This window comes from Rhizobium glycinendophyticum, from assembly GCF_006443685.1.
Taxonomy (GTDB): domain Bacteria; phylum Pseudomonadota; class Alphaproteobacteria; order Rhizobiales; family Rhizobiaceae; genus Allorhizobium; species Allorhizobium glycinendophyticum.
Genome location: NZ_VFYP01000001.1, coordinates 1,121,820 through 1,139,304, shown reverse-complemented (window position 1 = coordinate 1,139,304; position 17,485 = coordinate 1,121,820). Strand labels below are relative to the sequence as shown.

Below are 17,485 nucleotides of genomic sequence, written 5' to 3'. Positions count from 1 at the left end.
CGGCGGTTGATCGATGTGGGAGGAGAACCCGAGTCCTACGTCCTCCAGCATTGCGGCTCGTCTCGCGCCAGCGCCATGCGGATATAGTTTCTAATGCGACCAGTGGTGGCAATCTCGCGCAGCGCAACTTGACAGCCGGTTGAAGGCGCATAATCTGTCGCCGTGGTGAGAGCGGGGCTGGCAATGTCTTCTGATCCGAATGCTCAATCTCAGGTCGGCCCATCGGCACGGCGGGAGTTCATGAAAGACGCCCGCGCTGGTGACAGGGCGGGACCCGGTCCATCGATTTCGACCGCCGCTCTTCCAGCCTATCTGAGACCGGAAAACGCGCCGCTTGCTGCCCCGATCGTTGGCGCTACCGCGATCAATCCATCCGCGGAACAAGAACCGGGATACATCGAGAGGATCATCAGCGTCGTCAGGCGAAAGCTCGTCGCCGTTGAACGCTCCAAGCAACAGGCCGATCTAACACTTTTTCAACACCAAGTGGTGTACACTCAGGCGATGTCCGCCGGCAGTCTTGACGTCGTCGGTGCCAAGCCCAACATAGCGGGCGGGGTGTTTGAGGCCCAGGCGCTGGGGGAACCGGGTGGCCTCGGTGCCGTTGAGCCTGACGGCAAGAAGCGAAATCTGGCTGAAAGACGAGATCGAATGGCAGAGAAATCAGAACAGGGCCATTTCGTCCAAGAAATGGCAAAGCGTCTCGCACCGCAATTCGATGCATTGAAGATGCAGTCGGAGACGGTCGCTGCTGGTCTTTCGGAGGTCAAGACAATGCTCGACGAGCACGGCCATGAACTGTCCGACATCGGGCGGCGCATGGACGACCAGTACCGGCTGACCATTGCCCACACACAGGCACTGGAAAACGAGATCGGCTCGCTGCGGCGCGAGATGAAGGATAGCAGCGCTAAAACCAACGCCCTGCTGCAGGCGATCGTGACTTCGCTCCAGGGTGGCTCCGCCTCGGCGGATTAGGGCCATGGCACGGCAGAAGATCACGCCGGACAATCTCGATGACCTCGAACTGGATGAAAAAGGCCGGCTCTACTGGCGTGGAGAGCCGATCATCACCGACGCCAGGCTCGCGCTCAGCAAATTCCAGAGCCTTCTGGCGGGAATCGTCGGGCTAGCCGCGTTTCTCGGTGGGCTCGGCGCCTGCGTCCAGGGCGTCATCGCCCTCCTCCAGTATCTGAACAGTTGCCCTTGTCCCTGACCTATGAGTGAGAAGTGGAAAAGCCGCCGGGTTGCCCCGACGGCTTTTGTCACTTCAAACCTGCTGCTCGGCTCAGACGAACTGGCTGAGACCCGGGACCGAAGCCACGACTTCGTCGACCACGTCGGCACCCGCATATTCGCGGGCAACCGCCATGGTCTCCTTGGCGAGCGTCGAAATTTCGCCCATGCCGAGGCCTTGCGACATCAGCTGCTGGCCGAGACCCATGATGCCGCCGCCGCCTATGGCGCTCATCAGGCCGCCGAGCAGACCGCCGCCGCCTGCACCTTCGCCATTGTGCTTGGCAACGAGTTCGGCTGCACCCGGGATGGCTTCGATCATGCGGGCGACCGGGCCGTCGGCTGCTTCGCGCTGCAGGAAGCCGAGCATCATGCCCAGCGCCGTTTCAGCCCTTTCCGGGGAAATGCCGACATTGTCGGCGATGCGGGTGACGAGTTCGCTCATGGGGTATCCTCCTGCGGGAAATTTGACGTTAACGTCAACGTAATAGAAGTTTTTGCCGAACTCAAGCGCTGCAAGACCGGGGGAGCAAAAATGACGGGGACGTAATCCCCTGCCCTTTCACCCTTTCACAGGCATTGGCCCTGGCCCCTCCTTTGGCGGAGGCAAGCTCTGGGCGCGAGCCGCCTTGCCGCACAGTACATGCCGACCTGCGGACCGCTGCGTGATCGGGGCTGCCGATGACCACCTTGAACCAGCGGCACGACCAGCCGGTCGCTCAACAGCGGCCGCCACCCTTCATCAGCCCCGGACCTGCGTTCCTGCGAACGAATTCCCGTGCCGCGATGGGACGTCTTACCGTTGTCGATGTTCCACACAATCCTTATAAGAGCAAGCGCGAGAGTGCCGCGAATGCCGGCACCTGACACGGGAGAGCATGCGCATGCTGCAAGAGGGTTCGCTTTATCTCGGCACCAGCCGCAATCCGGACGACAGCCTGAACAAGGCGGAATATCTGGCGCTGAAATACGGCAACCGTCACGGTATCATCACCGGGGCGACGGGCACCGGCAAGACGGTGACGCTGCAGGTGCTGGCGGAGAGCTTTTCGGAGGCCGGCGTTCCGGTCTTTGCCTCCGACATCAAGGGCGATCTCTCCGGCATCGCCACCATGGGCGAGCCGAAGGACTGGATCACCCAGCGCGTTCAGCAGATCGGCTTCACCGATTATGGCCCGTCCGAGTTTCCGGTCATTTTCTGGGATCTCTATGGCGAGAAAGGCCACCGCGTGCGCACCACCGTCGCGGAGATGGGGCCGCTTCTCCTGTCGCGGCTGATGAATGCGACCGAGGCCCAGGAAGGTGCGCTCAACATCGCCTTCAAGATTGCCGACGAGGGTGGCTTGCCGCTGCTCGACATGAAGGATCTGCAGGCGCTTTTGACCTATATGGCGGACCATGCCACCGAGCTTTCGAGCCAGTTCGGCCTGATCTCGAAGGCGTCGATCGCGACGCTGCAGCGCGGGTTGCTCATTCTCGAGCAGCAGGGTGCGGAGAATTTCTTCGGCGAACCGGCGCTGAAGGTCACCGACATCATGCGCACGACGAATGACGGACGCGGCGCGATCTCTATCCTCGCTGCCGACCGGCTGATGATGAACCCGCGCCTCTACGCGACCTTCCTGCTCTGGCTGCTTTCGGAGCTGTTCGAGGAACTGCCGGAGGTGGGCGATCTCGACAAGCCGAAGCTGGTCTTCTTTTTTGACGAGGCCCATCTCCTGTTCAATGACGCGCCGAAGGTGCTGATCGAGCGGGTCGAGCAGGTGGTGCGGCTGATCCGCTCCAAGGGGGTCGGCGTCTATTTCGTCACGCAAAATCCGCTCGATGTGCCGGAAACGGTGCTCGCCCAACTCGGCAACCGTGTGCAGCATGCGCTGCGCGCCTATACCCCGCGTGAGCAGAAGGCGGTGAAGACGGCGGCCGACACCTTCCGGCCAAACCCGGCTTTTGACTGCGCAACGGCCATCACGCAGCTCGGCATTGGCGAGGCGCTGGTCTCGACGCTGGAGGCCAAGGGCATCCCCTCGATGGTCGAGCGCACGCTGATCCGCCCGCCGTCGGGCCGGGTCGGCCCGGTCAGCGATGCCGAGCGGCAGAAGGTGATGAACCTCTCGCCGGTTGCCGGGCAATATGATGCCGATCTGGATGCGGAATCGGCCTATGAGATCCTGACGGCCCGGGCGAAGAAGGCGGCGGAAGCCGAGGCTGCCAAACGAGAGGCCGAAACGGGCGCCACGGCCGACGACAGCGCGGCCGGCCGCTGGACACTTCCCGGCTTTGGTGACGAGGCGAAGGACAGCGGAGAGCGCACGACGACGAAACGCGCCGGCGGTTATCAGCGCGAGACGGTGATCGAGGCGGCGATGAAGAGTGCGGCGCGGTCCGTCGCAACCTCTGTCGGCCGGGCGCTGGTGCGCGGGATTTTGGGGAGCCTTCGGCGCTGAGGGCTGGGATCCGTGGGTAGTTGTGCCATCCCGGCACAGCGGAAGGCCGGGCGCCAAAAAGTGAAAGATGAAAGCTCATCCTCATGTTTTCAATTTTGTTCACCTCCGGGCAACTCTTCTTGCGGTAATCTCGGTGGATGAGATTGCACCGGTTGTCGTCGGTGCAGCGTGAGGTGGGGCGTGGACAGCAGTCTGGATCAACTCGTTCTGGTGAACAATGCGAAGCGGGCGCTGGATCGTGGCCACTTCGAATTGATCTATCAGCCGGTCTATTCGGTGGACCATCGCGAGGTGGACAGCCTGGAGACGCTGTTGCGCTGGCGCACCCGACCCAACATGCTGGCGGCGGCGCAGGAATTTCGCGCCATCTTCCGCGATCCGGCGCTGTCCTTGTCGATCCGCGATTTCGTTCTGGAAAAGACCCTGTCGCAGGCGGCGCAATGGCGTGCCGAGGGGCATGATTTCGGGCGCATCGCCGTCAATACCACGGCGTTTGACCTTTGCTCCGGCGATTTCGCGCTCTGGCTGTCGGAGATGATGGATGCGCATCGCCTGACGCCGGACATGCTGGAAATCGAGGTGCCGGAACCGGCCTTCTACGGCCCGCAGGCAAAGCAGGTGGGGCTTGCGCTCGAAGCGCTGCATTATTGCGGCTTCTCGCTGGCCCTAGACAATTTCGGCGCGACCCATGCCGGGCTTGCGGCCCTTCGGCAGCATCCGTTCCGGCGGTTGAAGATCGATCACGGCCTGATGCGCAGTGCGCTGACCAATCCGATCGACAAGGCCATCGTCAGAAACGTGATTTCGCTCGGCCATGATCTCGGCCTGATCGTGACGGCCGCCGGCGTCGAGAGCGAGGCGCAGATGGAGACCGCCGTGCAGCTCGGCTTCGACAGCGTGCAGGGTTTCTTCGTCTGCTTCCCCAAGGAAGCAGAGATGGTGCCGCGCGTCTGCCAGATCCTCAATCTGCAGGGCCGCTCGGCCTGAGGACTGACAGGGACTTTCACCGGAGCCGCCGGCGTGGCAGGGTCGCGCCATGACCTTGCTGATCTATCTGCTCGCAGCCCTTGCCGAAATCGCCGGCTGTTTTGCCTTCTGGGCCTGGCTGAAGCTCGACCGCTCTCCTCTCTGGCTGGCACCCGGCCTTGCCTCGCTTGCCCTCTTCGCCTGGCTTTTGACACTCGTGCCATCGGAGGCGGCGGGCCGTGCCTATGCCGCCTATGGCGGAGTCTATATCGCCGCTTCGCTTGTCTGGCTCTGGCTGGTGGAGGGGCAGAGGCCGGATCGCTTCGACCTGGCGGGGGCGGCAATCTGCCTTGTGGGCGCGGCTTTGATCCTGCTCCCGCAGCGGGGGTAAGGGGTTCAGGCCTCAGAAAGCCCTAAGAGGCAGGATGCCGGCTTGCGGAATTTCCGTATATACATAAACTTTGATCATCGTCTGGGATGAACCGAAGCGGCTTGCCAATGTCGAGAAGCATGGTCTGGACTTTGCCGACCTGTCGCTCGAATTCTTCAACCGCGCCCTGATCCGCCCCGCCACACGCGGACGCTTGCAGGCGATCGGACGGCTGGAGAACGGCGTTATTGCCCTGATCTTCATTCATCTCGGCACGCAGGGCCTGTCGATCATCTCGATGCGAACGGCCCATGCCAAGGAAAGGACGTGGCTGCGATGACCGTGCGAAAGCCGAAGACCGATGGTTTCGTCGAAGGACGCGGTTATACCCGCGCGGACTGGGACGAGGTGAGCGACAACCCTGAAATGACCGAGGCGGAACTCAGGGAATTGCGCCCGTTCCGCGAGGTGTTTCCGGATCTCGCCGCCTCGATCGATCGCAAGCTCGGGCGGCCCAGGGCGGACAATCCGAAGAAGGCGATCAGCCTCAGGCTCGATGCGGAGGTGATCGAGCGGTTCAAGGCGACCGGCGACGGCTGGCAATCGCGGATGAACGAGGCGCTGCGCAAGGCTGTCGGGCTGTAGAAGCGACGAGGACTGTCAGCCGGCGCGATTCCCCTTCCCCTTCCCCTTCACCATCACCAGCCCTGCCAGCTCCTGACCAGCATATAGGCGGCGACCGCGACCAGAAGCCAGCCGGCGGCGCGGCCGATGGCGATGGTGAGGGCGGGGTTTGAAATCAGGGCTTCGCGGCCACGGGCGGCGGCGAGGGCAAGGCCGCCGTAGACGATTAACTGGATGGCCATGGTGAGTGTGCCCATGATCAGCGCCTGGGACCAGAATGGCCCGTAGACCGGCTTCATGAATTGCGGATAGACGGCGAGGATGAAGGCCCAGGCTTTCGGGTTGAGCAGGCAGGTGACGAGCCCCTGCCCGAAGATTTTTGCCGTGGCGCGCCGCGCCTCCCCTTCCACGTGATCCACGGTGATGCTGCTGCGGGCAAGGCTGAGGCCGATCCAGATCATATAGGCGGCGCCGAGGATCACCATGGCCGGGCTTAGCGTCGGAATCAGCGTGCTCAAGGCGGCCACCGCGACCGTGCCGAAGACCGTGTGGCAGACGCCGCCGGCCATCATGCCTGATGTGGCGGCCAAGCCCGCCCGCCTGCCGCCGGTCAGCGCATTTGCGAGCACGAAGAGCATATCCATGCCAGGCACGATGATGATGCCGGTGAGAAGCAGGGTGAAGAGCCAGAGGTTCTCGGCATAGGTCATGTCAGTTGCCTGTCGTGTGTGATGGGTGATCAATCGCGGCTCGCGCCGGTTTTTCAGCGTGTTGGGCCGTGCTATAGAGGAGGCCAACTGACAGAGTTGTGTCAGGAGTGACGAGGTGACCGCATGCGCAAGGCCTCCCGGCTGTTCGAGATCATCCAGATCCTGAGGCTCTCAAGCCACCCGATAACCGCGCAGCAGATGGCCGAGCGGCTGGAGGTGAGCGAGCGCTCGATCTATCGCGACATCGCGGCCCTGCAGGCGATGCGGGTGCCGATCGAGGGCGAGCGCGGCATCGGCTATATTCTGCGTCCGGGCTTCCATTTGCCGCCGCTGATGTTTTCAGCCGAAGAGACCGAAGCGATCGTGCTCGGCATGGCGCTCAACACGCGAACCGGCGACCGGGATCTCGGGGAGGCATCGACTCGCGTGCTGGAGAAGATCGCGGCAGCCGTTCCCGCACCCTTGCGCCAGGCCTTGTCGTCGCGTGCGCTGCATGCCTGGGGCGGCGCCATCCCGACAGCCGACGCCGTCGATCTCGGACAGGTGCGCCGGGCAATCCGCGACGAGGAGAAGCTGGCGATCGACTATCGCGACGAGCAGGGCCGCGTGACAGAGCGGGTGATCCGGCCGATCGCGCTGATATACTACTCAGAGGCTGCGGTTGTCGTCGGCTGGTGTGAGCTGCGGGAGGCAGTCCGCAATTTCCGGATAGACCGGGTGAGCGCGTGCAGTGCGACCGGCCGTGATTTCCGTGGTGAGGGCGAGGCGCTGCGGCGGCTCTGGGTAGAGGGCTGGCAGACTGCAGGTGCACCCGTTACGGCGTCCGCCTGACTGTCACGAAAAAGCCTGCTGCACCGGTCCGGGCAGCAGGCTTGTTTCTCCGGTTCGGTCGGGCAGCTTGCGGACTGCCCCTACGCGATCTCCTATCAGCCGACGACTGCCAGCCGGTTTGCCTCCCGGAAGGACACGAGCCGGCCGAGCTTTTCGTCCCAGAGGACGAGCTTTACGCAGGCGAGGCTTTCCTTCAGCGTGATGCGGCTGATGGTCTTGAGCTCCGGATGGTCACGGAGAACCTCGGGCAGACGGTAGAAGGGGATCTTGCTCGACAGGTGATGCACATGGTGCACGCCGATATGGCCGGTCAGCCAGCGCAGGCCCCAGGGCAGGTCGTAATGCGAGGCGCCGTGCAGGGCTGCATGCTGGAACTGCCATTCCGGCGGCGCGGACCAGTGGGTGTCTTCGAACTGGTGCTGGACATAGAAGAGCCAGATGCCGGCGGCACCGGCCAAGAGCACGATCGGCAGATGCACGACGAGGAAGGGCCAGAGGCCGACGGCCCAGATCATCAGGGCGGCGAAGAGCGCCATGCCGAGATTGGTGGCCATGGTGGAGATCCAGGGCAGCGCGCCGTCCTTCATCATGCCGATCGGCAGGCGCTGCTTCAACAGGAAGACCCAGGCCGGGCCGACGCCGAAGAGGATGATCGGGTGGCGATAGAGGCGGTAGCCGAAGCGACCAAGGGGCGAGAGCGCCTTGTATTCGGCGACCGTCAGCGTGGTGATGTCGCCGACGCCGCGTTCGTCGAGGTTGCCGGCAGTGGCGTGGTGCTCGGCATGCGCCCGGCGCCAGTAGTCGTAAGGGGTGAAGGTCAGCACGCCGAGAACGCGGCCGGTCCAGTCATCGACGCTGCGGCGGGCAAAAAAGGCGCCGTGGCCGCAATCATGCTGGATGATGAAGAGGCGCAGCAGGAAGGCGGCAGCCGGCACGACGAGCACGAGGCCGGGCCAGAAGGCATAGTGATAGCTGACGAGCGCGCCAACCCAGAGAAGGGCAAAGGGCACGAGGGTGATGGCGAGTTCGAAATAGCTGCGCGCAAGACGGGGCTTGCGATACGCATTGACGATCTTCAGCCACATCTTGGCATCGGGAGCATCGGGTTCCGGCGGCTGGTCTTTGGAATAGTCGAAGGCGGCGCTCATGAGCGACCCTCCGAAGCTGCGGTCGCCTTGGCGGTGGGGGCAATGGATGCGCCCTGGCCTTCGGCAGGGGGCATAGGGCTTCCCGAGGAGAGGCCCGTAGCAATGGTCATGGTCGAGTGGCTTTCATCATGGACAAGAGTGCCCGACGGCGAGCGGTTCACCGACGGATGCGTTCCCCTATCAGGTCTGACATGGCTTGTCGCCACGGAACTCTGCAGGCGGCGGCGGCCGGGCGGTAACGGGGACGGCGGTGAGACTAAAGAAAGCTCACTATTCTCGCAGGGGACGGCCCCTCTTGGCCCATTCGAGGCCAATCTGGCGCGGATCGTCGCGACAATGAGTCTGAGAACGTCTCTGCAGGCCTGAATATCCTCGAAATCGAAGATTTTGCGCCGCAGCACACAAAACTGTGGCTGCGGCACCCTGTCGCGATCGACGGCCGGCTCAGATCACTCGGCGGGCTTGATCGACTCGAGCATCTTGTTGACGTCCGGGTTGTTCTTTTCCTCGGTTTCCGTCGATGCCCAATAGGTGACGATGGCGAGGCTCTCTTCGGAAATACCGACAATGCCGACGCCGATGGTGACCGGACCATCCTTGTCGGTGCCCTTCCAGGACAGCGTCTGATAGGGCATGCCGTTCTGGTCGCCCTTGCTTTCGGTCTGGCTGGCCGGATCTGCGGTCACGCCGTTTTCCTCCAGGAAGGTGAAGACGCCCTTGATCACTTCTTCGGTGTCTTCGGCGCCAGCGGCATCGAAGGAGATATAGGTGCCGCCATCCGGCGAGGTGGCCTCGTAACCATAGTCCGTTTCGCTTGGCTTCCAGCTGTCAGGGATCTCGACGGTCGCGACCGGATCATCAGAGGGGAAGTTGAAGGCGCCGGCGAGCGAGGTACCGGCAGTGAGAAGGAGGATTGCCGCGGTGGCAAGGAACTTGTTCATCGGATGTGTCCGTTGGTGAGAGATGGTCCTGCGCGGATCGCCTGCGGCCAAGGCCGTCTGCTTTAAGCGCGACGGGTTTCATAGCAGGTGTCGGTGAAGAATCGTTGTACTCTTTTTGGAAGAGACTCGTACCCGCGTGACACGGCGATCGGCTCCGGGAACGGCTGATAATGCACGCGTTTGGCGCGAAGGAGAGGCAAAATCGCCGCGAACTGCGCGAGCGGATGATACCGCCATACAGGGCAATTTCTGTCGACGCGTCCGGCGGAATGCCCTATGCCTCAGGCATTCGGGCGCCTTGAAAGACTGCGCGCCATGTGCGGCGGCCAGGAAAATCGGATTTTTGCTTGTCACGCAGGGCTTCAGCCCTTATATTGTCGCCATCGAAGATTGCGAGTGACTTTGTCTACGCGCCTCAAGCGCACGCCAGATTTCCTTCAACGTCGATATACCGCCGGTCGAATGTCTCTCCGGCAAGCCCAACGATTGAAAGGAAATCGTTATGAACACAGGTACCGTAAAGTGGTTCAACAGCACCAAGGGTTTTGGTTTCATCCAGCCGGATGAAGGCTCTGCCGACGTGTTCGTCCACATCTCCGCAGTTCAGCGCGCCGGCATGCGCGACCTCGTCGAAGGCCAGAAGATCTCTTACGATCTGGTCCAGGACAAGCGTTCGGGCAAGAGCTCGGCCGACAACCTGCGCGCCGCTTAATAATTTGTCGCTCGCCCCGCTTTCCGTCGTTTTGTCGGCTTGCGGGTAGAGTGACGAGGAAAGGTCGGGTGTTGCCCGGCCTTTTTTGTTTTGTCTATGACCCGTCCGCAGGTTATACGGCAGCCCAATTGTCCCGATCTTTTCGGGATCTTCGCCGGGGATTGGCGCGTTCTCTCACGCACACCTCATTCGAAACTCGAGACCATCGGGCCCCAAGCCCGGAAAGGAAACGATCGTGCAAGTTCTCGTTCGTGACAACAATGTCGACCAGGCACTCCGCGTGCTGAAGAAGAAGATGCAGCGCGAAGGCCTGTTCCGCGAAATGAAGGCGCGCAGCGCATTCGAAAAGCCGTCGGAAAAGCGCGTTCGCGAAAAGGCTGAAGCCGTTCGCCGTCAGCGCAAGCTGGCGCGCAAGAAGATGCAGCGCGAAGGCCTGCTGCCGGCTCCGAAGAAGGCTGCCGTTCGCGGCGGCGCTGCTCGCTAAAGACTGCCCAATCTATCCGTGCGCCCCTGGGGCGCGCGGATCGCCCGCCCCCGCATTCCGTCCCCACTCTGTCCCGTCGGGGCACATCGTCGACCGCCTGGCGTTTCCGTGGTCGACACGCACATCGTTGCAGGAAGGACCGGACATGACTGCCACCAAAGACACGTTTTTCAAGCCTGAAAAGGTTTCGCCGCAGGACAAGGCCGCGACCACCGACAGCGTCGCACGCTCGTTGATCGAGGCCGAAGCCGTGGCGCGCGAGAAAAAGACCGAGGCTCTGAAGGCCCTGCGTCTGGAGCGCGAGGCGCTGGAGGCCGAGAAGGCACCCGCCCCGAAGAAGCGCGCCGTCAAGAAGGCCGCCGTCAAGCGCGGCTGACCGCCTGCGCGCGCCATCCGATCAGTTTTCGAGAGAAGCCGGAGCCGCCTCGTGCCGCCCCGGCCCTTTGCGTTTCACCGGCCTGCGGCCGTCAAGTTGAAATAGGCACCCTGCGGATCCTGACAGGCTGCAATCCAGGAGCCGCCGGGCACCTGATGCGGTCCCATCAGCAACTGACCGCCGAGATGCTTCACCTTGTCGATGGCGGCATCGATCGCGGGAACGATGAAGTAGAAGCCCCAATAGGGCACCGGCATCTCCGGCCGCTTGGTCATCATGCCGCCGATGGCTCGATCACCGAGCTTGAAGGTCTGGTAGATGCCGAGCGCATCCATATCGACGGCCATGTCCTTTTGCCAGCCGAAGCGGGCGGCGTAGAAGTCCCAGGCTTTTTGTCCATCGCCGGCCATCAATTCGTTCCAGCCGACGGTCCCCGGATTGCCGGGGGCGGGCCAGTCACCGGTACCGCCTTCGGGCATTTTCGGCGTCATGATGCAGAGGGTAGCGCCCTGCGGGTCGGCGACAACGGCAAAACGACCGATACCGGGGATGTCCTCGGGGGGACGGCAGATCGTGCCGCCATTGGCAGCGTAATCGGCGGCGGTGGCATCGACGTCGTCGACATGCACGTAACCCGTCCAGTTCGGCGGGATGCCCTGCCCCGTCATCTCATCGCTCAATGCCATCATGCCCGCCACCCCCATGGGAAAGCCCGGGATGGCGAAGGTCGTATAGGTGAAGCCTTCCATCTGCATATCGGTCGGCTGCCAGCCGAGCAACGGGCCGTAAAAGGCCTTGGCTGCGGCGGGATCCGGGGTCATCAGTTCGTGCCAGATGAACGTGCCATGCATGCGCAGTCCCCTCTCTCTGAAGGTCGGTTTCAGCCGACGCGTTTTGCTTCGCTGGTCATGAATGTCTTGAACGTGCCGTCCGGCTGGCGAACACTGCCGGAAAAGGTCCTCGTGTCATCATCGATGAAGTGGATGACATCGCGATAAAGTTCGGTTCGCGACGGGTCTTCCATGCTCGGGCCTTCAGCTTCAAGTACAAGGGTCTGGCCATCATCCTCGAGCCAACCCTTGTAGACCCAGAACGTGTCCATCATCGAACCGATCCAGCTGCCGACGTATTGGCCCTTGCGGGGATCGTAGCCGAGGGTGATGATCATTGTGCCGCGGGCGTCACCATCGCCCATGGCACCCTCGCCCTCGGCGACGACCCAAAAGCCGCCGATGGAGCGAACCTTTTCGGTCCAGCGCTTCATGGGATCCTCGGGATCATATCCTTCCATCCCGGTCGATGTGACGTAAAGCCAGTCGCCGACGAGGCGCTCGAGCATCTTGTGATGCTCCGTGGGTTTGGCAAACTCCATTCCGCGTCCTCCTCAATGGCAGCAGCCGGCGTTCGCAGCCGGCTTCTGAACATATTCGTCCTTGCGCTTGACGAAGCTCAGCGTGCCCGTCTCGTTGCGGCCGAGGGGCGCGTGGTCGAGGATCATCAGCGTGCCGAGCGCCTCTTCGCCGCCGCGGGCATATTGCGAATAGGTGTGGAAGATCTGACCCTGCTCATCCTTGTAGAAGGCCGAGAGGCCGGGAAGCTCGTCATGCGCCTGCTCGCTCGGCGTCTGGCGGAAATTGTAGGTGACCGAGCCGGAGGCGAGCTGCTCCTTGGTGAAGGAGACGTGGAAGTCGAAGTTGAAATCGCTGCCGTAGGACGACACCCAGGGGAAGTGCCAGTTCATGCGGCGCTTGTAGGCCTCGATCTTGTCCAGGGGGGCCCGGGAGACGGTCATGAAGGTGACGTCGTGGTTGTTGAGATGCGGCAGCATGCCGTCGATATGATCGGCGAAGAAGGAGCAGCCCGGGCAGCCGGCATCCCAATCGGGACCAAACATGAAATGGTTGATCATCAGCTGACTGCGCCCCTCGAAGAGATCGGCGAGCGACTTCTGGCCCGAAGACGTCTGGAAGCGGTAATCCTTGTCTACCCTCACCCAGGGGAGCGCCAGACGCGCGGCATTCACCCTGTCACGCTGGCGGGTCAGTTCCTTTTCCTGCTGAAGCAGCGCCTTGCGCGCCTCCAGCCACTCTTCGCGCGATACCACGCGGGAGCCTGCCCCGCCTTTCTGCTCCTGCTTAGCAATATATTCCATTTTCCTCATCCTCCACTTGACATTTGCGTTGATATCAACATATTTGAGCTATGTCAAACATGCCCTTGATTCCCTATTCCACCACGCTGCACGTCCGCGACACCTGCCTTTGCCTGCATGCGCAGCGCGCGGCGCGTTCACTGGCGCGTCGATTCGATCTCGCCCTGAAACCTTCCGGACTGACCAACCAGCAGTTTTCCCTGATGATGGCGCTGAACCGGCCGGAGCCTCCGCCCATGGGACCTGTTGCCAGGCTTCTGGCCATGGACCGCACCACTTTAACGGCAGCGCTGAAGCCGCTTTCGGCGCGCGGCTGGGTGTCAATCGAGCCGGATCCGAAGGACAGACGCGGCAAGCGGCTGAAGCTGACGGCGACGGGGGCGGCGGCGCTCGCCAGTGCCGTGCCGATCTGGAAAGAGGTGCATGGCGAGATCGAGGCAGGAATGGCGAGCGATGCGGACCTGCTCAGGCAGGGATTGCTGGAGGTGAGCGCGTGACCGGCCCGCTGCCCCTCGACATCAGCAGGGATCCGACGACCCAGAAATTTGCGCACCGCGGAAAGACATCATGACAACGATGACGCTGACCACTTACGACTGGGTCCCGGACCTGCCGCGCGGTTACGTGCGTGACCTCAGGATCCGCTGGGCGCTGGAGGAGGCTGGACTGACCTATCGTGTGGCCAGCACCTCTTTTCATGAACGCGATGCGGACCATCTCGCGCATCAGCCCTTTGCACAGGTCCCCTGGCTGACGGATGGCGACGTTTCGATCTTCGAGAGCGGCGCGATCCTCCATCATCTCGGTACGAAGAGCGACCGGCTGATGCCGAGCGACCCGGTTGAGCGCGCCAAGGCGACCGCCTGGTTGTTTGCGGCGCTCAATTCCGTCGAGGCGGCGAGCCTCCCCTGGTCGATCCTCACATTCTCCCCACCAGAGGGCGGCATGCCCTCCTCCATCGCCGGATTTCTGACCGCGCGGCTTTCGCGCATGGAGACGGTCCTCGCGCACGGCGACTGGCTGGCTGGGCCGTTTTCCGTCGCGGACATCGCCATGGCGGACGTGCTGCGGCTGGTGGAACGTCTCGGCGGCCTCGTCGATCATCCCGCCTGCCGCGCTTATGTCGCCCGTGCCGTGGCGAGACCCGCTTTCCAGAAGGCGCATGCAGACCAGATGGCGCATTTCGCCGCTGCAGATCGGCACTGAGGGGGCACCCGAGCGACCGCCGTCGCCTCGCGTATGAGAGGACAATCGAGAGGCCAACATGGACGCCGTCTGACAATGGTCCCGACATGCCTAGGCATGAGGGACGGCTCTCGCGTTTCGACGCACGAACCTCTGCTCCAGGACCTCGCTTCCCCATTGAGCGCCCGGGCGCTGCTCGGTCAATCGGAAACCATGCGCCTCGTAGAGATGGCGGGCGGCGTGCAGGCCGTCGAAGGTCCAGAGGTGCGTCTCTTCGAAGCGGCGGCTGTCGACGAAGGCCAAGGCCTGCGCCATCAGGCGGCGGCCGAAGCCCAGGCCGCGCAGGCTGTCGTCGAGAATGAACCAGCGGAGATGGGCCATTCCCGGCCCGAGATCCTGGCCGTCGATGGCAATCGACCCGACAATGCGACCGCCGCACAGGACGGTCCAAATTTCATTGTCCGGATGATCCAAGCGGGCGCAGAAGTCGGCGAGACCACCGGCCACGACCGCTTCGAAGGCCCGACCGAAGCCTGCGGTGCGGGTGTAGTAATCGATGTGCATGCGGGTGATCCCGGCGATCAGGCCCGGGCGGTATCCCGGTAGAATCTCGGAGGGGGCGGCGGTTTTGCCCGGCGCCGGCGCCAAGGCCTCGGCATACAGCGTGAGACCGTCGAGCACGGCGCGGTGGTCCTGCGGGTCCAGCCGCTCAAGCGCACCCGCGACCTGTGACCGGGCGTAATCGTGGATCAGCGCGACACGGCGCCGGCCCTTCTCCGTCAGGGTCAAGCGCTTGATGCGGGCATCCGCCGAATCCGGCATTTCGCTGACATCACCCATGGCTACGAGCTTGCGCAGCAGACGACTGACGCTGGACTTGTCGAGGCGCAAGAGATCGCACAGAGCAGCGGCGCTGATGCCGGGCTGCGCATCGATTTCGATCAGGGCATGAACGGAGGATGGCGGCAGTTCGGTGCCGGCAAAGGCGCCGCCCATGAAGCCGAGCGCGCGGACGAGTTTTCGCGACTGGGCCCGGATGTCCTCCACCAGGGCAAGACCGTTCGGCGGGAGAGATGCCATGATGTGCACCTTTCGTTGCATCGCGCAACTATCTGCCAAGACGGTGGATATCGCAAGAGCTGAAAGGCCAGCATGCAGTGGCACAACTGTATGGCGCAGGCGAGGCTGGGAACGGAAGCAGGGGGTGGTGGCAGGAGATAGGGGCAGAGCGATCAAAAGGCTCCAGCGCATGTCCCGTTTCTACCAACGTTGCGTGGCTGCGGTCTTGCCGCGTGGACCTTGGCCCCCTGCCCTGCGCCTTTTGACGATCGGCCTTCCGGCGGATTGAAGCAGCAGCGCGACCGTGATAAAACCAAGGATGAGGTACGTACCTCAGAAACCGACAGAGGGAGGAGATATCGCATGGCGGACGGTTGTCACATCGAGCCGGGTCACGAGATTACGGAAGAGGCACAGCTTAGGGCTCTGTTCGAGCCGACGCATGACCTGGCCTTAAGGAAATGTCAGAGCCAGCTGGGCGTGCACGCACAGACCTTTATCCGGCGCTCGCCGTTCCTGTGCATCGGCACGCAAACGCCTGGGGGCCAGGCGGATGTCAGCCCGCGCGGAGATCCGCCGGGCTTCGTCGAAATCCTCGACGCGCAGACCATTGCCATTCCTGACCGGCCGGGCAACAACCGGCTCGACACACTGTCCAACATCATCGCCAATCCGGCAGTCGGACTTCTCTTCATCATTCCCGGTTTCGACGATACGCTTCGGCTGAACGGCCGGGCGAGGCTCAGCACCGATCCTGCCTTGCTCAGCCGCATGTCGGTGAATGGGAGGCTGCCCAAGCTTGCGATCGTGGTTCATGTCGACGAGGTGTTCCTGCATTGCGCCAAGGCCTTCCGCCGTTCGCAATTGTGGGATCCGGCTGCACGGCAGGAGCGCGGCGAGATGCCGTCGCTGATGAAGTTCATTCTGGACGACATCGACAGTGCGCCCAAGGATGCGGACGAGATGCGCAAGCTCGACGAGGGTCTGGAGCAGGACTATCAGGCGTCGATGTATTGAGGCGCCGGAGAAGATGACCGTGTTGCTACCCGCCGGCCGCCCCCTGCCTCCACGCAAAAAGGCCGGCGGGGTGCCGGCCTTTCGCGGTGGATCGTCTGTTCCGTCGACGGTCTTCTCAGCGAACCGAAACAGGTACTTCGGTCGAGGTCCGCATGGCGTGGCTGTAGGGGCAGACAATGTGTGCGGCGGCAGCCAGGCGCTCGACGAGTTCGCGATCGAGGCCGGGAACTTCGACGGTGAGCTTCACTTCGATCCCGAAGCCGCCGCCGTCTTCGCGCGGGCCGATGCCGACATCCGCATATACCTTGGCGTCCTCAGGGATCTTCACCTTTTCCTTGCTGGCGACGAACTTCAGCGCGCCGAGGAAGCAGGCGGAGTAACCGACGGCAAAGAGCTGCTCGGGATTGGTGCCGGTCGCGCCGTCGCCACCGAGTTCCTTCGGCGTCGTCAGCGTGACATCGAGAACGCCGTTGTCGGTGACGCCGTGGCCGGAGCGGCCGCCGGTTGCATGGGCATGTGCTGTGTAGAGTATTGCCATGGGTGTTCTCCTGGTCTGGGTTTCGATGGATCCTACATAGTGCACAATTGAGTTGCGCGCAATTGATTTTTGCACATTGCATCTCGAAAGGCTTTTCGCCATGGTGAAACCATTCTGCCCCTCTGGAGGTTCCTGTGAGATGAACAGCGATCTCGACCTAGAAAAAGAGCTGAAGCTCGACAAGCAATTGTGCTTTGCCCTTTACGGGGCGGCGCATGCGTTTACGCGCGCCTACAAGCCGCTGCTCTCGCCGCTCGGGCTGACCTATCCGCAGTATATCGTGATGATGGCGCTGTGGGAGGAAGATGACCTTCCGGTCAAGGGGCTGGGCGAAAAGGTAGGACTGGATTCAGGTACGCTGTCGCCGCTTTTGAAACGTCTGGAGCAGGTGGGCTATGTTTCGCGCCGCCGCGACGTGGCAGACGAGCGGCAGGTGTTCATCACGCTCACCGAGGAGGGCCGTGCGCTGAAGGCGCGGGCCGTTGGCGTGCTGCGCGCCATCGGCGGCCAGACCGGCTGCGACATCTCCGAGATAGAGACCCTGCGCGACAGCCTGAAGCGGCTGAAGACACAGCTCGAGGTGACCGACGCCCCCTGATTTCCGGTGCGTGGCCATAGGAGACTGTGGAAAGCCACAATCTTGCCCGCTCGCGGTCGGCTTTGGCCTGCACAGGCGAAGGTCACTGCTGTGG

General features: G+C 62.8%; 25 protein-coding genes. 16 read left to right on the top strand and 9 right to left on the bottom strand.

All coding sequences use genetic code 11. The annotated features are described in order from the left end of the window. The first annotated feature begins 240 nt into the window (after positions 1-240). Entirely contained in the window at positions 241-978 is a 738-nt protein-coding gene (locus FJQ55_RS05510) for a hypothetical protein (protein WP_140826672.1), read from the top strand. A gap of 4 nt (positions 979-982) precedes the next feature. Beyond that, on the top strand, positions 983-1,216 hold the full coding sequence (locus tag FJQ55_RS05505) for a hypothetical protein (protein WP_140826671.1): 234 nt from the start codon (positions 983-985) through the stop codon (positions 1,214-1,216). 72 nt (positions 1,217-1,288) lie between these two features. On the opposite strand, the gene FJQ55_RS05500 is transcribed toward FJQ55_RS05505, so the two are convergent. Then, on the bottom strand, positions 1,289-1,681 hold the full coding sequence (locus FJQ55_RS05500; protein ID WP_140826670.1) for a DUF2780 domain-containing protein: 393 nt from the start codon (positions 1,679-1,681) through the stop codon (positions 1,289-1,291). Between the two features lie 236 nt (positions 1,682-1,917). Between FJQ55_RS05500 and FJQ55_RS05495 the strand changes: the two genes are divergently transcribed. The 6 genes from FJQ55_RS05495 (at position 1,918) to FJQ55_RS05470 (ending at position 5,661) form a co-directional block, all read left to right on the top strand. Then, complete coding sequence (locus FJQ55_RS05495) at positions 1,918-2,103, top strand: hypothetical protein (protein ID WP_140826669.1); 186 nt, start codon at positions 1,918-1,920, stop codon at positions 2,101-2,103. A 17-nt stretch (positions 2,104-2,120) separates the two neighbouring features. Further along, a complete protein-coding gene (locus FJQ55_RS05490; protein WP_140826668.1) occupies positions 2,121-3,680 on the top strand; it encodes a helicase HerA-like C-terminal domain-containing protein in 1,560 nt (519 codons plus the stop codon). 180 nt (positions 3,681-3,860) lie between these two features. Continuing rightward, positions 3,861-4,667, top strand: a complete 807-nt coding sequence (locus FJQ55_RS05485; RefSeq protein WP_246085026.1) for an EAL domain-containing protein — start codon at positions 3,861-3,863, stop codon at positions 4,665-4,667. A gap of 49 nt (positions 4,668-4,716) precedes the next feature. Further along, a complete protein-coding gene (locus FJQ55_RS05480) occupies positions 4,717-5,037 on the top strand; it encodes a YnfA family protein (RefSeq protein WP_140826666.1) in 321 nt (106 codons plus the stop codon). Positions 5,038-5,107: 70 nt separating this feature from the next. Beyond that, positions 5,108-5,356, top strand: coding sequence for a BrnT family toxin (locus FJQ55_RS05475; RefSeq protein ID WP_140826665.1), 249 nt, complete (start codon positions 5,108-5,110; stop codon positions 5,354-5,356). Further along, entirely contained in the window at positions 5,353-5,661 is a 309-nt protein-coding gene (locus tag FJQ55_RS05470; RefSeq protein ID WP_140829102.1) for a BrnA antitoxin family protein, read from the top strand. The genes FJQ55_RS05475 and FJQ55_RS05470 overlap by 4 nt, the downstream gene beginning before the upstream one ends. A gap of 53 nt (positions 5,662-5,714) precedes the next feature. Here FJQ55_RS05470 and FJQ55_RS05465 read toward each other — a convergent pair whose 3' ends face one another. After that, complete coding sequence (locus FJQ55_RS05465) at positions 5,715-6,350, bottom strand: LysE family translocator (protein WP_140826664.1); 636 nt, start codon at positions 6,348-6,350, stop codon at positions 5,715-5,717. A 123-nt stretch (positions 6,351-6,473) separates the two neighbouring features. Here FJQ55_RS05465 and FJQ55_RS05460 point away from each other — a divergent pair, with 123 nt between their 5' ends. Continuing rightward, on the top strand, positions 6,474-7,181 hold the full coding sequence (locus FJQ55_RS05460; RefSeq protein ID WP_140826663.1) for a helix-turn-helix transcriptional regulator: 708 nt from the start codon (positions 6,474-6,476) through the stop codon (positions 7,179-7,181). Between the two features lie 95 nt (positions 7,182-7,276). Here FJQ55_RS05460 and FJQ55_RS05455 read toward each other — a convergent pair whose 3' ends face one another. Both FJQ55_RS05455 and FJQ55_RS05450 read right to left on the bottom strand, forming a co-directional pair. Further along, positions 7,277-8,329: a fatty acid desaturase gene (locus FJQ55_RS05455; RefSeq protein ID WP_140826662.1), complete on the bottom strand. Its 1,053-nt coding sequence runs from the start codon at positions 8,327-8,329 to the stop codon at positions 7,277-7,279. Positions 8,330-8,778: 449 nt separating this feature from the next. Next, a complete protein-coding gene (locus FJQ55_RS05450) occupies positions 8,779-9,270 on the bottom strand; it encodes a histidine kinase (protein WP_140826661.1) in 492 nt (163 codons plus the stop codon). 502 nt (positions 9,271-9,772) lie between these two features. Between FJQ55_RS05450 and FJQ55_RS05445 the strand changes: the two genes are divergently transcribed. The 3 genes from FJQ55_RS05445 to FJQ55_RS05435 all read left to right on the top strand — a co-directional run bounded on the left by FJQ55_RS05445 (position 9,773) and on the right by FJQ55_RS05435 (position 10,842). Further along, complete coding sequence (locus FJQ55_RS05445; protein WP_062275478.1) at positions 9,773-9,982, top strand: cold-shock protein; 210 nt, start codon at positions 9,773-9,775, stop codon at positions 9,980-9,982. A gap of 235 nt (positions 9,983-10,217) precedes the next feature. Next, a complete protein-coding gene (gene rpsU / locus FJQ55_RS05440; RefSeq protein ID WP_140826660.1) occupies positions 10,218-10,466 on the top strand; it encodes a 30S ribosomal protein S21 in 249 nt (82 codons plus the stop codon). 145 nt (positions 10,467-10,611) lie between these two features. Continuing rightward, a complete protein-coding gene (locus FJQ55_RS05435) occupies positions 10,612-10,842 on the top strand; it encodes a hypothetical protein (protein ID WP_140826659.1) in 231 nt (76 codons plus the stop codon). Between the two features lie 74 nt (positions 10,843-10,916). On the opposite strand, the gene FJQ55_RS05430 is transcribed toward FJQ55_RS05435, so the two are convergent. Genes FJQ55_RS05430 through FJQ55_RS05420 form a run of 3 tightly spaced genes read right to left on the bottom strand, consistent with a single transcriptional unit; the run spans position 10,917 to position 12,994 of the window. Beyond that, a complete protein-coding gene (locus tag FJQ55_RS05430) occupies positions 10,917-11,693 on the bottom strand; it encodes a VOC family protein (RefSeq protein ID WP_140826658.1) in 777 nt (258 codons plus the stop codon). A 29-nt stretch (positions 11,694-11,722) separates the two neighbouring features. Further along, positions 11,723-12,214: a DUF1579 domain-containing protein gene (locus tag FJQ55_RS05425; protein WP_140826657.1), complete on the bottom strand. Its 492-nt coding sequence runs from the start codon at positions 12,212-12,214 to the stop codon at positions 11,723-11,725. Positions 12,215-12,226: 12 nt separating this feature from the next. Continuing rightward, positions 12,227-12,994 (bottom strand): DUF899 domain-containing protein, encoded by a 768-nt coding sequence (locus tag FJQ55_RS05420; protein ID WP_140826656.1) that lies wholly within the window; start codon positions 12,992-12,994, stop codon positions 12,227-12,229. 50 nt (positions 12,995-13,044) lie between these two features. Here FJQ55_RS05420 and FJQ55_RS05415 point away from each other — a divergent pair, with 50 nt between their 5' ends. Together FJQ55_RS05415 and FJQ55_RS05410 are read left to right on the top strand one after the other, a co-directional pair. Next, a complete protein-coding gene (locus FJQ55_RS05415) occupies positions 13,045-13,491 on the top strand; it encodes a MarR family winged helix-turn-helix transcriptional regulator (RefSeq protein ID WP_140826655.1) in 447 nt (148 codons plus the stop codon). Positions 13,492-13,561: 70 nt separating this feature from the next. Beyond that, positions 13,562-14,200 (top strand): glutathione S-transferase family protein, encoded by a 639-nt coding sequence (locus FJQ55_RS05410; RefSeq protein ID WP_140826654.1) that lies wholly within the window; start codon positions 13,562-13,564, stop codon positions 14,198-14,200. A gap of 90 nt (positions 14,201-14,290) precedes the next feature. On the opposite strand, the gene FJQ55_RS05405 is transcribed toward FJQ55_RS05410, so the two are convergent. Next, complete coding sequence (locus FJQ55_RS05405; RefSeq protein ID WP_140826653.1) at positions 14,291-15,259, bottom strand: bifunctional helix-turn-helix transcriptional regulator/GNAT family N-acetyltransferase; 969 nt, start codon at positions 15,257-15,259, stop codon at positions 14,291-14,293. A 342-nt stretch (positions 15,260-15,601) separates the two neighbouring features. Here FJQ55_RS05405 and FJQ55_RS05400 point away from each other — a divergent pair, with 342 nt between their 5' ends. Beyond that, the gene (locus tag FJQ55_RS05400) at positions 15,602-16,255 is read left to right on the top strand and encodes a pyridoxamine 5'-phosphate oxidase family protein (protein WP_140826652.1); all 654 of its coding nucleotides are present in this window, start codon (positions 15,602-15,604) and stop codon (positions 16,253-16,255) included. Positions 16,256-16,370: 115 nt separating this feature from the next. On the opposite strand, the gene FJQ55_RS05395 is transcribed toward FJQ55_RS05400, so the two are convergent. Beyond that, positions 16,371-16,793: an organic hydroperoxide resistance protein gene (locus FJQ55_RS05395; protein WP_140826651.1), complete on the bottom strand. Its 423-nt coding sequence runs from the start codon at positions 16,791-16,793 to the stop codon at positions 16,371-16,373. A 139-nt stretch (positions 16,794-16,932) separates the two neighbouring features. Between FJQ55_RS05395 and FJQ55_RS05390 the strand changes: the two genes are divergently transcribed. Then, positions 16,933-17,391 carry a MarR family winged helix-turn-helix transcriptional regulator gene (locus FJQ55_RS05390; protein ID WP_140826650.1) on the top strand — a complete coding sequence of 153 codons (459 nt, stop codon included), beginning with the start codon at positions 16,933-16,935 and terminating at the stop codon, positions 17,389-17,391. The last annotated feature ends 94 nt before the right edge of the window (positions 17,392-17,485 follow it).